The 14,928-nt window shown below is 42.3% G+C and carries 14 protein-coding genes; 6 read left to right on the top strand and 8 right to left on the bottom strand.

Translation table 11 applies throughout. The annotated features are described in order from the left end of the window. Nucleotides 1-462: 462 nt before the first annotated feature. Nucleotides 463-912 (bottom strand): hypothetical protein, encoded by a 450-nt coding sequence (locus ACEW9J_RS01245; RefSeq protein ID WP_373543335.1) that lies wholly within the window; start codon nucleotides 910-912, stop codon nucleotides 463-465. A 405-nt stretch (nucleotides 913-1,317) separates the two neighbouring features. Between ACEW9J_RS01245 and mobV the strand changes: the two genes are divergently transcribed. Next, nucleotides 1,318-2,958: a MobV family relaxase gene (gene mobV / locus ACEW9J_RS01240; RefSeq protein WP_373543334.1), complete on the top strand. Its 1,641-nt coding sequence runs from the start codon at nucleotides 1,318-1,320 to the stop codon at nucleotides 2,956-2,958. A gap of 295 nt (nucleotides 2,959-3,253) precedes the next feature. On the opposite strand, the gene ACEW9J_RS01235 is transcribed toward mobV, so the two are convergent. The 4 genes from ACEW9J_RS01235 to ACEW9J_RS01220 form a co-directional block, all read right to left on the bottom strand. Beyond that, nucleotides 3,254-3,652 carry a type II toxin-antitoxin system HigA family antitoxin gene (locus tag ACEW9J_RS01235; RefSeq protein WP_373543333.1) on the bottom strand — a complete coding sequence of 133 codons (399 nt, stop codon included), beginning with the start codon at nucleotides 3,650-3,652 and terminating at the stop codon, nucleotides 3,254-3,256. A 6-nt stretch (nucleotides 3,653-3,658) separates the two neighbouring features. After that, nucleotides 3,659-3,958 carry a type II toxin-antitoxin system HigB family toxin gene (locus tag ACEW9J_RS01230; RefSeq protein WP_373543332.1) on the bottom strand — a complete coding sequence of 100 codons (300 nt, stop codon included), beginning with the start codon at nucleotides 3,956-3,958 and terminating at the stop codon, nucleotides 3,659-3,661. 265 nt (nucleotides 3,959-4,223) lie between these two features. Next, nucleotides 4,224-5,969, bottom strand: coding sequence for a DNA integrity scanning protein DisA nucleotide-binding domain protein (locus tag ACEW9J_RS01225; protein WP_373543331.1), 1,746 nt, complete (start codon nucleotides 5,967-5,969; stop codon nucleotides 4,224-4,226). Between the two features lie 475 nt (nucleotides 5,970-6,444). Beyond that, nucleotides 6,445-8,745, bottom strand: a complete 2,301-nt coding sequence (locus ACEW9J_RS01220) for a DUF3987 domain-containing protein (protein WP_373543330.1) — start codon at nucleotides 8,743-8,745, stop codon at nucleotides 6,445-6,447. Nucleotides 8,746-9,029: 284 nt separating this feature from the next. Here ACEW9J_RS01220 and ACEW9J_RS01215 point away from each other — a divergent pair, with 284 nt between their 5' ends. Both ACEW9J_RS01215 and ACEW9J_RS01210 read left to right on the top strand, forming a co-directional pair. Continuing rightward, nucleotides 9,030-9,806 carry a ParA family protein gene (locus ACEW9J_RS01215; RefSeq protein WP_373543329.1) on the top strand — a complete coding sequence of 259 codons (777 nt, stop codon included), beginning with the start codon at nucleotides 9,030-9,032 and terminating at the stop codon, nucleotides 9,804-9,806. A gap of 4 nt (nucleotides 9,807-9,810) precedes the next feature. Further along, a complete protein-coding gene (locus ACEW9J_RS01210) occupies nucleotides 9,811-10,236 on the top strand; it encodes a hypothetical protein (protein ID WP_373543328.1) in 426 nt (141 codons plus the stop codon). A 125-nt stretch (nucleotides 10,237-10,361) separates the two neighbouring features. Here ACEW9J_RS01210 and ACEW9J_RS01205 read toward each other — a convergent pair whose 3' ends face one another. Both ACEW9J_RS01205 and ACEW9J_RS01200 read right to left on the bottom strand, forming a co-directional pair. Further along, complete coding sequence (locus ACEW9J_RS01205) at nucleotides 10,362-10,751, bottom strand: hypothetical protein (protein WP_373543327.1); 390 nt, start codon at nucleotides 10,749-10,751, stop codon at nucleotides 10,362-10,364. Nucleotides 10,752-10,827: 76 nt separating this feature from the next. Further along, nucleotides 10,828-11,031, bottom strand: coding sequence for a hypothetical protein (locus tag ACEW9J_RS01200; protein ID WP_373543326.1), 204 nt, complete (start codon nucleotides 11,029-11,031; stop codon nucleotides 10,828-10,830). Between the two features lie 122 nt (nucleotides 11,032-11,153). Here ACEW9J_RS01200 and ACEW9J_RS01195 point away from each other — a divergent pair, with 122 nt between their 5' ends. Both ACEW9J_RS01195 and ACEW9J_RS01190 read left to right on the top strand, forming a co-directional pair. Next, nucleotides 11,154-11,450, top strand: a complete 297-nt coding sequence (locus ACEW9J_RS01195) for a fertility inhibition FinO-like protein (protein WP_373543325.1) — start codon at nucleotides 11,154-11,156, stop codon at nucleotides 11,448-11,450. A 164-nt stretch (nucleotides 11,451-11,614) separates the two neighbouring features. Next, entirely contained in the window at nucleotides 11,615-12,466 is an 852-nt protein-coding gene (locus ACEW9J_RS01190) for a tyrosine-type recombinase/integrase (RefSeq protein ID WP_373543324.1), read from the top strand. Between the two features lie 73 nt (nucleotides 12,467-12,539). Here ACEW9J_RS01190 and ACEW9J_RS01185 read toward each other — a convergent pair whose 3' ends face one another. Then, nucleotides 12,540-12,779, bottom strand: a complete 240-nt coding sequence (locus ACEW9J_RS01185; RefSeq protein ID WP_373543323.1) for a cupin domain-containing protein — start codon at nucleotides 12,777-12,779, stop codon at nucleotides 12,540-12,542. A 48-nt stretch (nucleotides 12,780-12,827) separates the two neighbouring features. On the opposite strand from ACEW9J_RS01185, the gene ACEW9J_RS01180 reads away from it, so the two are divergent. Continuing rightward, entirely contained in the window at nucleotides 12,828-14,885 is a 2,058-nt protein-coding gene (locus tag ACEW9J_RS01180) for an Hsp70 family protein (RefSeq protein WP_373543322.1), read from the top strand. Nucleotides 14,886-14,928 lie beyond the last annotated feature (43 nt).

The following is a 14,928-nucleotide window of genomic DNA, read 5'->3' as shown; positions in this document are numbered from 1 at the left end:
TAGGGGTTTTTTGTATTAATCCCCGAAAAGGGGGAATCAGCATATTTATAACTGAATGCTACTATTTTGCCCCTCTGGGATTTTCTTCTCTGAATTAGTCCATAACCGACAAGGGCTAAAGGTTTGAGAGAGTATCATTACTCTTCAGACGATCGGAGAATGGCATTTTGAGACATGGAAAGAGACATAATATAGATACGTCTCCAAAAGTGCAGTTTCTGAGACATACTTTTGTTTGCTGGTATGGACTTCAAGCGTGTGGTGCTAAACCTAATTTTCCAGAATCCCCCTCTTCGAGGGTTAATACCGAGAACCCCCAGTAGGGTTACTCCGATCTGCGGCATAGAGATAGAACTGAATTAGCTTAGACCTCAAATACTCTGCCATTACAAACGCTAACCAGGACTTACCTACCCCACCCTTCTCACCATCAATCAAATGTATCCGCATATTGCTACCTCTTTATTTAAACTGTTCTGCTCCAGGTTTAGGAGGTGATTTATAGGATTTATCGGGATTAGTCGCAGGTTTAGTAACTTCAGGCTTAGGGGTCGCTTGAGGTTTAGAAGTCACCTTGGTTTTAGAGTCATCCGCACTCTGTATGGGATTTAAAGCAGGTACAGCAGTCAATCCAGGTAAACGAGGTTTTCGAGATTGTTTAGGATGAGACTTGTCGAAATCTCTCAGATACTGCTTGAGTCTCGAACTAGTAAGGATAATCTCTTTTTGAGCGAGTAAGCTACAAATCTCATCGAGGTTATAGCCCTTTTTCACCAAGCCATTAATTGCTGGGAGGATGCGTTCGATTGCTTCTTTGAGCGGGTAGTCAGATGGTTGTTTAGCAGGTAACTCACTAAAGGCAGCGATTGTCTCATCAATCGCTGCTTTGGGAATCATGATAGTTTTGGGCATAAGAGCTTGAGTCTAAAGGATAGATTTAGTATAACGAAATCGGTTGCGTGTCCTCATCAGCTTTATGTCCTAGTTAGCTTACCCATCTCATCGATTTAAACTATCAATCATTAATCTATCCATTTACCGCATCTAATTCCTTTCAGCTATCTAACCTACTTAACCTCTTCAATCTATCCAGTCAATTTATTGCTAGTAGGTAGCCAGGATGCAAGTACTAACTTGGAACCGATTAGTAGGGTAGCGACCATACCAGGATTAGTGGGTATCATGGATGAGAGTGGTCGGTGAAGGTTAATAGTGTACTCAGTACACTTTTATTTGCCCTTCGGGACGCTATCGCTCAAATAAAAATTCCCTTCGTCCTGCGGAGCTATCCCCCTAGCTCCGATTAGAGCCTTCCCTATGCCCTACGCGATCGTCAGAATAGCCAAGCTCAAACAAGTCAATATTGCTGGTAGTGGAATGCACGTCTCTAGGGGACGAAGCACTCCCAATGCGAATGCGTCGATGCTGGAAGAGAACCAAACCTTGATCTACTATGACGACCGCCATACACCATTGAAGGAAGTCGTTCACCAGAAAATCCACTCAGTCCCACAGAAACGAAAGATTAGGACTGATGCCGTTCACTGTGTCGAAATTTTATTAACTGCCAGTCCCGAATATTTCCGACCTGATGACCCTAGCAAGTATGGAGATTATCAAGCCGATAAATTAACTGACTGGACAGCAGCTACGGTTGATTGGTTGAAGCAGGAGTATGGGGACAAGGTTGTTAGAGCTGAACTCCATCTCGATGAAGCGACCCCCCACATCCATGCTTATCTAGTCCCTACCGATGAGAATGGTCAACTCAACTGTAAGAAGATCTTTGGTGGGAGAGCAAAGATGTTTGCTTTCCAAGATTCCTATGCAGCAGCTACTAAACACCTGGGATTAGAACGTGGGGTGAGGAATAGTCAAGCCGAACATACCACTGTCAAGGATTATTACTCAGTGGTTAATGCTGCTAGTCAACAAGTAAATTCCAACGATCTCCAAGCAGTTCAAGCGAGGTCTGTAGCTTATGCTCAGATGCAGAAAGAACACCAGGAGTTAAAGCAAAGATTAAAGCTAGTAGCCCAGAAACGAGATGAACTCTCTGAGCGGCTTGAGAAGGCTCAGGAAGAGTTAAGGGTACAGAAGCAAGTGGATTTAGGTTTGACGATGCCTGAAGCCCTAATATCGCCCTTACAGGTGGCTTGTGAGTTGAGATTACCACTAGGTGAAGTTGAAGAGGGGATAGAGCCGATTGATTTGGTGATGGTTACTCTGCAAACCGATCTGGTAGGAGCTACCCAATGGTTGACTCAGAGGTTTGGGGTAGCTCCTACGATGCAATTGGTTAATGACCGAGTTATCCAGATTGTCACTGAGCAGCCCATTGAAAAATTCATTCCCCCGCGACCAGAGCGGGAGAGATGGGGTGAGGTTAAGGATTATCTGACTGGCACTAAACGGCTCCCTGTCAAGTTGGTCGAGCGGTTGCATGAGGAAGGTCTGATTTATGCGGATGAGGGTGGGAAGTTAATTTGTTTGCATCGGGATTTTGAGGAACGGGTGACGGGGGCAACAATGATCGATCTGAGTGTGAAGGATTGTCCGAGTGAATCAGTGGAGGGATCTGGTTTGTCTGTGGGTTGGTATTATTTTCAATCTTCACCCCAGGGTCAAATTGATAAGGTGGTGGTGATGGATGACCCGCTGGAGGCGATGGCTTATGCAACGTTGAATCCTGCTGAGGAGACTATGTTATTTTTGGCAGGACATGAGGGGGGTTGGCTGCCTGGGGATAAGTTACATCGGGTTGATGTGGTGGTGGGGAGTAAGGCGGAGTTTTACAACTTACCAGGGCAGGTTGAGTATGAGTTACCTGTGTCGGAGAGTTGGGGTGAGGATCTGGAGGCTTATTTGGCTGAGTCGATTGAGAAGGTTTATCTGGTTAATGTGAAGGAGGCTGTTGAGGAGGTTGAGGAGTCTTACGGCTATGAGATGGGGATGTAAATCGATTTTAAATTCGGCTTGGTTTTTCGTTTCCTATAGGGAACGAAAGAGTTTGGTTTGACAATGTGATAAAACCAAGATCGGTGAGAAGGTCGCCTCCACCAGCACCCGCCACACAATTTAATGATGGGGTTGAGCGTGACTGGTTGGCGGGTCGCTAGTTCCGGCTGTTTATTTATATCTCGATTTGCTTTTAAGCACTTTTTAGCCGATCTTACAAGGGTTTCAGGCTTTTACTGCTACCGATTTCGATTTGCTTTTAACCACTTTTACATCGATCGTTTACCCCAACAGGTTAAATAAATAATCCAGGTGAAACACTAAAAAACTCACCTAATGCCTTGGCTTGAGCTTTACTAATCGCTCTTTTCCCATTAACCACTTCCGATACAACTCCCCGCGAACCGATTAGTCCGACTAGATCTGCTTGACGGGTATGGTTAGATTCCATTAAATGCTGTAATAGCTCGTGTGGAGCTACATCATCCATCGGATAATGCTCGGCTTCATAATCTTCAATTAAAACAACTACCAGTTTTAAGAACTTGATTTCTGCTTCAGTCCGATCTTTTTTAAAGGTAAGACGTTCGGCGATCGCTAAAGCCCGATCGTACTCTGCCTCAGAGTCGATCGCTTGAGGCACAAATTCAGCTAATAATTGAGGATAATTATTTCTGTCTAATGTAATAGTCATTCACTTTTAAAAGTAAGGATTATTTTTCCAATCGTCCTTGTCGTATTCAGCGTGAGTTAGAAAATATTTATAGTAAACCGTCTGAGTTTCATAATCCATCCCGACTATTAATCGATAGTTATTGCCTTTTATATTAAATACAGTGAAGTTGCCTACTGCCTCTGCCTCTGGATATTCTTGGCGTACTTCCTCTAGATTTTGCCATGCTGCTTTTCTGATTGTGGCATACCATCGATCTACTATTTTAGAAGCGTTAGGAAATTTAGATACATCTGCACGAAGATTGCGGATGGAGATTAAATGCATGATTTTTCTGATGGTTACTTGGATTTATTTTTCGGTTGTTCAGACTACGCAAAATAAAGGAACCAACTGCTAGGGAGTATCTTTCTGGATAATCCGTTGCTCTAACCATTAGATCTATTCCACAAGCTGGTAGATCCGCTCTACTGATTCAATCAGTGCTTGTGAAAAATTGATTCGGTCTTTAATACATCCATGATCTCAAAATGAGAGCAGTATGTCAAGAGTTTACCCAAAGATGAACCTATATCGTTGATTTCCTCTGGCTTTAGCTTGTAAGTGAATCTTCAAAATAGTATGAATCGTTCATTTCAGGATTTACAAGAAAAGGCTTCATTGGAAAATGTATCCTACCTATTTCAGTTGGCTCGGCATCGATACGGGCAAGTTCTCTGTTGATATACTTGCACTGCTCAGCATTTAGGTAGAACCTGTGGTCATCAAGCCAGTTACGGGTATTGTGATAATTATCGTTGTTACACTTCGCTAGCTGCTCCACCCTCATTTGGATCTCGTCTCTACTGACTTGAGAAAGCAGTTTTGGAATCATGTTCACATGTCCGTCTTCAGATACAACTAGACAAATGGTTTTAACTTTGGCGGATTCCACGTACCGAATAGCGGAATTGAAACGCGCACCGCGTGATGAATCTCCATTTTTAGAAGCAAGCCCATCCAAGATTACACCCAGGGCATGGCATCGGCAGTCACGGTCTACTAGTATTGCTCCATCGATACCACTAATGTGTCGCACTAGTTCAGGAGTGAGGGGAATAGGAGTTATTGGCAATGATTGAGCTTGCAGACGCTTCGCTTCTGTATCAGCAGCTTCAGAAACTACAATCATTGTTCCATGTCTTTGTTCCATTGCAGCAGAAACGATTTCCCAAAGAGTATGACACTGTAGGCTGCTCAGTCCAATAAGAATGCGCTTTGTATTTGAGGTAAATTCGGCTTCAGTTAGTTGCGGCGATGGCAGGGTTGGAATACCGAATGCACATGTCATTAAAAGAAGTTTGTTAAAGTAAAACTCCCAGCGATAGTGCCCTGTAAAGACTGCGCGAAAGATTGAGTTTTTATCATCCATTTTCACTGTTACAAGTCCACTTAAACCTAATCCGCTGCTACAAACACAGGCGAGGTTTGAGGCTGACATCTCTACAATCTTTCGTGCGAGACGATGGGATGTAAGAGGAACTGGTTGTAAGAATGTTACCTGTTGTTGTAATGACGGGCAATTAGGTGGGGCGAAAACTATTTCACCGCTTGTTTCTCCACCCTCATAGCGTAGGGAAGATATCTCGTTAATAGCATTGAAGATGCCATAGAGACTATAATCTCCAATTGCGATCTGAATTGTATTACACAAGCTATTTGCTGCCCGACGTAGAAGACTAGTGACATCGACATCCAAATAGTTTAAGAATCGACCTGGCTCTTTAGTATCTAAACCCTCAGATGCCCAGGAAAGTAGCTGCCTTATTAGTATTTCCACTATACCTGTGGGTAAAGTCTGTTCTCTATACTTGAAGGGCTGTGGAATTTGTGGGAATAAATCAAATTCAGCTTTTGATACCTGAATAACTGGAACTACGTGATAGTTTCCAACGCGAACGGGAGTACCACAAAACGTTCGAGTGGCGTGCTTAGTATCATAATTGTCGAAAACTTCTTCCACAGCCTGCAATGCAGACATTCGACGTATATTTTCGGGTTGGTCAAGCATTCTAGGTTCATCACCATAGAACATTTGATGTTCTGGATGGTTAGGGTAGATTTCTTCTGCTCGTTCGTGACAACGGGAAAACAAAGATAAATCCCAATCACCTTTTTCAGGTTCGACACATACAGGATGAGCTTTTAGAACTTCAGGTACCCGAATGCCAATAAGAAGTGCTTTTACCTGAAGTGTAATTCCAAATTTGGCAAACACCTGGCCAGCGTAATGTTCTATTGATACTCGGAAGTGTGGCTGGTAGCCCCACATGAAGTAAGTCAATACGTTTTGTTTCATACTAAAAGCTTGAAGCTGGTGGAAAAATTTGGATGACTCATTCCAGTATGCCCAAACTCTTCCTATTAAAAGTTGGACTAGATTTAGTCCGTTCTCTGAATCGAACTAGCTCGTCTACTTTGCAGTTTTTATTTCTTAAATACCTAGTCCGTTTAGTCCGAAAAGCTTGTAAGTCTTGCTATGTAAGGTTTTGAGTGCGGACTAACTCTTAGTCTGTTTATTACAGACAATAGCCTTTAAATCTTTACTGTACAAAGCTTTAAGACATGGACTAACGTTTTAGTCTGGTTTTAGTCCGAAAATCTAAATCCTGACTTTTTTAACCAGCCTCAGCCAAGTCAAATTAAAAACGGACTAACTTCGGACTAAGTATTTAGTCCATTCTTAAATCTTTGCCAGTTATAGGTTACAGAGTTTTTGAATTAATTTTCGGACTAACGCTTAGTCCGCATTCAAACCCGCTCTCAGTCTGGGCTTAACTATTTTTCGGACTAAACGGACTAGCTTTTTTAGAAATTAAAATTTGATATTTAGAGGAAGTAGGCGGTAAACCATTATCAATTGCTTGTCCCAAAGCTACTACTCCAGCCATAAATGCTCTGATATCGTTCGCTCCTGGTTTAGTGGTGGCACTCCACCAAGCCTTAACAGTTTGAGCGTTAATCCAGTCTCGTCCATCGAACCGATCGATAAATTTGAAGATCCGGTTTAATTTGGAATTGTCTAGTAAACCCATCCGCTGATATTCCAGCAATGTCTGATTGAGCAGCCATTGAGTGAAGGCGATTGCGTTGGACAGTGTTTCACTACCAATCTGTGTATCCGGTAGCTGATTGACTATTGCTGCATTGGTGCAATGGAGTACTAGAGCAATTCGCGCCGCAGCTCCCTTAAATTTGGCGTAGGTAGCTCGTAATAGGTTGCTAGGCTCATTCCATACCTTTTCTTCCATTTGGTCGTGCCACAGCTTCCAGACGGGCTTAGATTCATCAGATAACTTATACTCACGATGGGGTTGGCTTGATAGTCGTTGGTAAATTGTTTTCAGCTCATCCGATAGTCCGAATGAATATGTAGAAAATGCTTCCATTTTGGATTGAGGGAGATGAACGAACATAAATCGATTCCATAGTCCATCTTCAGGAGAATCATCCTGTTTGATTAATTTTTCCAAGACTGAAGGCTGAACCCCTCCGAGAATAGATAAGGAACTATGAGATGTCCACAAAGTATCTGCCCCTTTTCTATTTACCTTAAAACCGCCACCATTGTATGCTGTCAGCCATTTTTGTCTATCCCCTCCGCTTTGGCGATAAGCATCCATAGACTTAAAAAATCCAGCTAACTCATCGACAAATATCAAGTAACCTGTATCGGGATAATTACTTACAGATTGAGCGATAGATTCAATCGTAAAGTCAGAAAAGAAAATATCCCGCAGAGGAGCTACAGGTATTGGTGGTTCTGTTGTTTCACCTTTCTTTTTGAGCTTGTGATTTTCTAGTTCTTTCTCATGATCGGCTTTATTTAGCTTCCATTGTTCCGCTAGTTCTCCCTGAATAACACATAGTGAAGCAGTTAAAATATTCAGAATCGGTGTTTTCATCGTTCCTGATTCTCCGACCATCCCCACCCAAAGAATGGGAGGTGCTTTATAGTCGGTGCCAGGATTAATCATCAACCTTGACTTAGCAGCAATCTGACTAGCTAGGATGGGTAATAAGCAAGCACTGAAGATTTCCAATGGAATATTAAAATTAGCGGCTGTATGTGCCATTTCTATGCCTAAGTTGCCTTTAAATATCCGTGGGGCTACTTGGCTCTTTTTGTCGAGCAGTTCGTTTAATTCTTGGACTAATTGTTGGGATTCTTCTTTTTCCTCTAATTTGATGTCTGAGGGTAGGTTAATGATTTCATCACATTCTTGTGGACTAATTACTTTAGCTAGGATCTGCTCTTTAGTTAACTGACGATCGCTAATATCGTCCCCAACATCCATTCCCCCTTCTGGTTTCTTCCACAGCCCCAAAGTCCCCGCTAGATACCAGCCTTCAATCTGGCTAGAGAAGTCCCGCAGGAAGTTGGACATATACTCAAGCCCTGGTGTGTCTCGATCTGGACTTAGTACCAATCGCGCCCCTAATAGATCCTCTAGATATGAGCCGTAATTAGCATAGCCACCACTGCCCCCGATGATAGTAGTTGCAGTAATACCTAATGCCCATAGAGCATCTGCTGTAGCCTCTCCCTCGACTACAAATACTAGTTCTTTCTTCTGGATCGCCTGTTGGACTTCTGGATACCGATAGATCGGGATTAGCCGTTTAACATGGTCTGGGTTCCCATTGACCCACTTACTACCGTTCCAATGCTGTTGGTAAAAATCTTTGTTACCATCTCCCTTATCGATCCGGTTGACTCGTAGTAGTAGAGAGCCATCGCGGTTGGGGTAATAGTAAGACTTACTGCTCTTAGGACGCGGTGACTTAACAAACTCTGGCTCTACTTGCTTGAGAACGAAGATTCCTTGAAAGCCCTGCTTATTTGCCCCGTTATAGTGCCATTGGGACTCATCATGTCCGATCCCACTCACATAGGTCTTACAGTGGGCTGTCTTGCCGTCTGGGTGTAAGCTGCAATCTTTATCTTTAACCCGACCACAGACCGGACAAGGAGATTTAATGCTCGATCTGATGTACTTGGTACTACCACTAGGTTTATTAGGGGTACCTTCAATTTTAGGTGCAACAACTGATGCACCATCGCTTTCTAGCATGGTAAAATGTCTCTATGAGAATGACTCTTTTAAAACACCCAGTATTCAAAGTCTGGGTGCAGAACCCCACTTTCCTGGCAGTCAGTGGGGTTTTGTCGTTTCACTGCATGTGCAAGCAGATCGCAACAAATATTCCTGGCTGTATTCTACCTCACATCCGTACTAGCCCTTATCTATCAAGACTTCCTCAACCAAATTAGCTAATAGCCTCTAAGCAAATTAACTAAAAAGCTAAATTTAGCTTTTTAGTGATAGTCTAATTATGTAGAAGCTAAATTTAACTAATGCTAACTATAGTTATTTCCTCTCTCTCTGGAGGTCAGGGGAAAACCACAGTATCGATGCTGTTGGGGCTGCTCCTATCTCATCGTGGGTATTCAACTCTCCTCATCGATGCAGATCCTCAGCACAATCTGACTGATTGGCTAGGGCTAGACCTAGAGCAGAATTCACCCACATTACTCGAATGTATCAAGAGCAGTGTTGAGTTAGAGGATTGTATCTATCCCCTGACCATGAACGAGAATCTGTTTCTAATCCCCGCAGACGACCAGTTAGATAACGTCCAGGACTATCTAGCTAACAGTGGGATTGGGGCGATGTTACTCAAACGGCGACTAGAGCCAATCACTAAGACCTTTGAGTTTTGTGTGATCGATGCCCCCCCACAGCGATCTCAAATCTGCATGACAGTAATTGGAGCTGGAGATGTGGTTGTGATCCCCGCAGAAGCTTCAGTAAAGGGCTATGGCTCTTTGATTAGAACCATAGACTTAATGACTAACTTACAAGGCGTTGGGGCTACCCAGGCTCAGACTATCGGGATTATTCCCTTTCGAGATCGATGGATCGGTGCTAATCAAACTCAAGAGAGTAGATTAGCAATCGAGGGGATGAAAGAAGAAGTTGGTGAGGTGCTAGTTCTCCCATCGATTAGAGAATCCGAACGTTACAAACAAGCTATTAACCAGCAAAAAACTCTATCAGCCTTGGGGTATCCAGATCTTGAATATCCCTTAGAAGTTTTATTGGAGAAAATTGAGTTAGTTAAAAAAGGATAAATAAATGACCCAAAATAATTCGGATAATGTACTTGCAAAGCTTCGTGATAAAAGATCGAGAGCGACCGTATCTGCAAGAGAAGATGTTTTAGTACCAAAACCAGAGCCAACTGAATCTTTAGAAAGTGAGAATAACTTAGAGCCAGTTCAAGATAATTCGATTGAAGCCCTACAGAAAGAATTAGCATCATTTCCTGAAACTGTCAGACATTCAGGGATAGTGCTAGAGAAGGGAATCGATCGAGATTTGACTCAGTTCTGTAGAGATAACAAGATCACAGTGGAGTTATTTCTAGAAGCTGCTTGGTGCTTATCAGACCTAGAGCCAGAATTTCTAGAGCGGATTCTAGTCGAAGCCAAGCAACGCTATAACTCCCGAAAGCAAGCAGGGAAGACCAGACGGCTACTGACCATGCTTCAAAAACAGTAATAGCTAAAAAGCTAAATTTAGCTTTTTAGCTATTATACATATTATGGCGGTAAGCTAAAAGTGTCTAACGTGTCAAAAATATAAAGGTAAATTTCAAGCCTTTGCCATATAAAATTTATGCTGGTTTAACGATTACTAATTAAAGTACTTGTTCTAGCGATAATATCTGTCTGGATGGTTCTCTCATCTTTATCGGAGACTATACTATCCTTGTTAGATTTTCCAAAATGCCATCTACCAACATTAACAACAAAAACTCTTGCACTAGTCCATTCAGGATAAGTTTCTAATAGTAATAAAGCTTCTTTATAGCACTCTTCACTATATTTATTAGGTAGAAAGGTTAATCTTTTAAAATATTCAAAAATACTGTCAAGTTGTTCGGGACTATCACAATTTTTTATCATTTTCTTGTATCTATTGCATTTTACAATTTCCTTAGCCGTTACCCTCATCCAGAGATAAGCACTAAAAATTATTGTCAATCCAAGAACAACACGTATAAAATATTCCATAAACTCGATTGTAGATAAACAATTCTGCTTGTAGAATACCCAGAATGTCTTATTAAATAACTATTATGGGCTTAGTTCATATTTCAGTCACTTCAACATAATCGCATTCATCACAGCTAATTTGTCCAACTTCATCTTGATTAAAATTGATACAACCACAGACCGGACAGCAAATCTCAATCGATTCAGGCAGGAATTGTTCTTTAGTAGTTGAATCTGGCACTACTTTAGATTCTGGAGCTGGCTGTGAGGTGAACCGACGAAAATTGCTTGAAGGCATATTCTAATTGGGGGTTTGGCGATTCCCTCCGGGACGCTGTGCCAAAGGCAGGCTTACGCCAACGCGATCGGGGCATCAGAAGATTTACAGTGTCTATGATACCAATACAGAATCTGGATCTCATGGCTACAACCGGAAAACTCGAACTCACCATCAAAATTAGCGAATTACCTGAAGTTAAGACCGTTGAAAATGGCTTGCAGTATTTTGAGTTGGACTGCAATGGCAGGATCTTTGCTGTGGCTGTAAAGCCGAAAGTGTGGAAGAAGCTCACAGATGCCCAAGCAAACTATCCGATGTGGGTAGCAGCGATCGCCGGACAGATGGGTGCAATGACCCCAGAAGGCTTTGTACTAGACCAAGCGAATATTCAGGTGTTTGAGAAGAAACCGAAGGTTGTAGAGGCGGATGCGGGATAGTAGCTAGGAGGAATTAACCCCTAAAATTAAGAGTGTCCCCGCCTTGTCCAAACTAACGAGGTTACTACCCCAATTTTTTAGGGTTTCTGGGATAGTAACTCGTCCATCATCCCCAGCTACACCAAAATGCCCTATATTGATGTACTTGCTCGGACTTATGTACTATGGCTAGTTCTCAAGTTACCTCAGCTCAATCCGATCGCGAGTTGATTCTGATCTGGATGGCGGATAAATCTCGCACCACTCAAATCAGCTTCAAGAGTACGATTGAGAAGTTTATCGAGTTCATTGACAAGCCTCTAAGTGAAGTGAGACTAGATGACCTCCAAATCTGGAAACGAGGCTTAGAGGCAAGGTTCAAGCCGACTACGGTAGCGAATAAGGTCTTGGTGGTGAAGTCGCTGTTTAGCTTTGCGGTGAAGGTCGGGTATTTACCGATTAATATTGGCAGTTTCATTAAACCGCCTAAAACTAAGGAAGCCCTCGCTGAAAAGATTTTGACGGTGGAGGATGTCAAACTGCTGATTGACTCGTGCAATACCCACCGCGATGCGCTGATGCTATCTCTCATGTATGGCTGTGGGCTGCGGGTGTCGGAGGTAGTAGGGTTGACTTGGGATGACTTAAAACCGCACCAGGAGGGCGGGGGTAAAGCGACGGTATTCGGCAAGGGGAGTAAGACCCGTGTGGTGATTATCCCACCTAAATTGTGGCGGCAGGTGTTGGAGTTTAAAATAATCGAGCGTGCCAGCGGGTGGGTGTTTGTGACTAGGACGGGGAATCAGATGGAGCGATCGATCGTCCACCGGATGATCAAGAGGACATGTCAGCGAGCGGGGGTAGACGAACGGGCTAGTAGCCATTGGTTGAGACATTCCCATGCGACACATAGTTTAGAAGCTGGCTGTAATCTGCGGTTGTTACAGCAATCATTGGGTCATGCTTCAGTGACGACAACCGAGAAATACCTGCATATTAGCCCTGATAAGGGTAGCAGCCAGTATATCGATTTTTAGGTTTCTATAGCCAAAAGCCCGTATTCCTTACTGATGAAGGAATACGGGCTTTTAGGAGGTGAAAATGCCAATTTTATATTTCTACTCGATCTCTGTGCGATTTTGGAACCGATATCACCAAAAATATAACTTCCAAATTTGATTCATTTCGGAACTGATGAGCTACTCCATGCGGTATCTCTATTTCTTGCTGTGCTTGTAAAGCTTGCCTTTCTCCATCCACTTCAATCACAGCTTCACCTGACAGGTTAATTATGTCGAGAAAGGTAAATATTCTAGTGCTTTGGAGTTTTTTATCGAAGCATGGGTACACTAGCCGTGGTCACTCCATAAGACACCAGCCAGTGTAGTCAAAATTTGCATGGGAAATATAGTTGGAATCGATCTAGGCACAACAAATTCTGTTGGTGCTTTCAAATTTGCTAAGTTAGAGGTAGTTAGTGATTATGAAAACCCAGCTACTGCCGACATAAAATTAACTCGCTCTCTCGTCGCCACTGATGAGAATGGAATCGTAGTTGGAGCAAGAGCTTACGCTCGAAAAGACGATTCTATTATTTCGATCAAACGTTTGATGGGGCGTAGTTTTAGCGATCCTGTAGTGCAACAACAGTTGGATAGTTTAAATTATAAGATAACTCAATCGACTAAAGGAACAGATGATAGTCTGTCGGTATGGCTGGGCGGAAAAGAGTATGAACCAGAAGATATTTCCGCAGAAATACTAAAGAAAGTAGTAAAAAATGCTCAATTTTATCAAAATCAAATAGGACAAAAAGGCACGATTACTCATGCAGTAATTACTGTACCAGCCTATTTTAGTGATAAACAAAAATATGCAACTCAAACAGCCGCTAAAAGAGCAGGGTTAGCCGAACCAGAGCTTTTGCCAGAACCAACAGCAGCCGCTATTTCTTATGGATTTAAGCCTGATTCTGATGATGTAAAAACTATTTTAGTTTATGACTTTGGCGGAGGGACTTTTGACTCCGCATTGATTACTGCTGCTGGGAACCAATTTATTGAATCGGGGAAAGCAGGAGATCTTTGGTTAGGTGGAGATGATATAGACGATCTGATTATTCAAATTGTTAAAAAACAGGTAGCTGCTGAAGAGAATTTAGACGATATTGATGGCTTAATTGCTAAAATGCCACGTTATCAAAAGGTTCGCTTTTTAGGCGATCTGAAAATGGCGGTAGAAAAAGCCAAGATCGATTTAAGTACTTTCACTGAAGCGAAAATTATCCCCTCCACTCCTCTCCTCGATGAGTTAGGAATGGCAATATCAATTAATGTGACAATCACTCGCGCACAATTTGAAGCGATGATTTTACCACTAGTCGAGCGTACAATCTCTATCTGTCAGGAAGCGATTAAATATTCTGACTATCCAGCAGATATGATTGATATTATTTTGTTGGTAGGTGGTTCTTCCCAAATCCCCCTAGTACAACAAAAGGTGAGGGAAGCCTTCGGTGCAGAGAAAGTAGTAATTCATCCTCGCCCAATGTATGCAGTTGCGGAAGGTGCAGCTATTGTTGCGGCGGGATTAACTGAGAAAGTTGGTACAGTTTCCCGTGACTATTTCATTGAATTAGTCGATGAACCTCGTCACAAAATCATCAAACAAGGAGATATTCTGCCAGTTAGAGAGATCCATACTTTTAAAATTGAAGCGGATGGACAAAGCTTAATTCATTTTAAATTCTTTAATTCTGATGATGTCAGCGAGCGTGATGAAAAGATTTGTGAAATGTGGCTAGCACTTGACAAAGCATATCCACAAGGGACAGAGGTATTAGTAACAGCAGAATTAGATGAGAAAAATAGTTCGCTTCAGATTACTGCTATTCTAAAAAATAATCCTTCTGTCAAGGTCAGTTCGTCTCTTTCTCGTGGGGGAGAAGATGAAAATATCGCCCAGAAAGTAGAGGAAATTATTCGAGAGTTAAATCAAGAAGGTACCTTAACAGAGCGGGGTGTTCAAGAAGCATATCGAATTGCTGGTGAAGCAATTCAGGCTACTAATCAACTTCTTGGTCAAAATGGCAGCGTAGTAGAAGATCGTCGTCAAGTTGCCGAGCAGAAAGTCGAAGAGCTAGAAAGATTGGCATCAAATGACTATAACCTTGCAGGATCTTTAGTCAGAGATTTAGAATTTGCTCTCAATACTTGTGGTGTTCTCATCCCAGATAGTCAACAGGGCAGAATAACTAGCCTCTGTGACCAATTAAAGAAAGCAATTGATGATAGTAATCTGTCGGCAATTCAGAAACTTATCGAAGATGCTAACCAAGAATTTGAAAATCTTCCTGAGCTAGGGGTTTTTTGTATTAATCCCCGAAAAGGGGGAATCAGCATATTTATAACTGAATGCTACTATTTTGCCCCTCTGGGATTTTCTTCTCTGAATTAGTCCATAACCGACAAGGGCTAAAGGTTTGAGAGAGTATCATTAC

This window comes from Chamaesiphon sp. (assembly GCF_041737865.1).
In the GTDB taxonomy this organism is placed as follows: Bacteria; Cyanobacteriota; Cyanobacteriia; order Cyanobacteriales; family Chamaesiphonaceae; genus Chamaesiphon.
The sequence above is the reverse complement of the archived record's forward strand: the minus strand, read 5'-3'. Positions and strand labels throughout refer to the sequence as shown.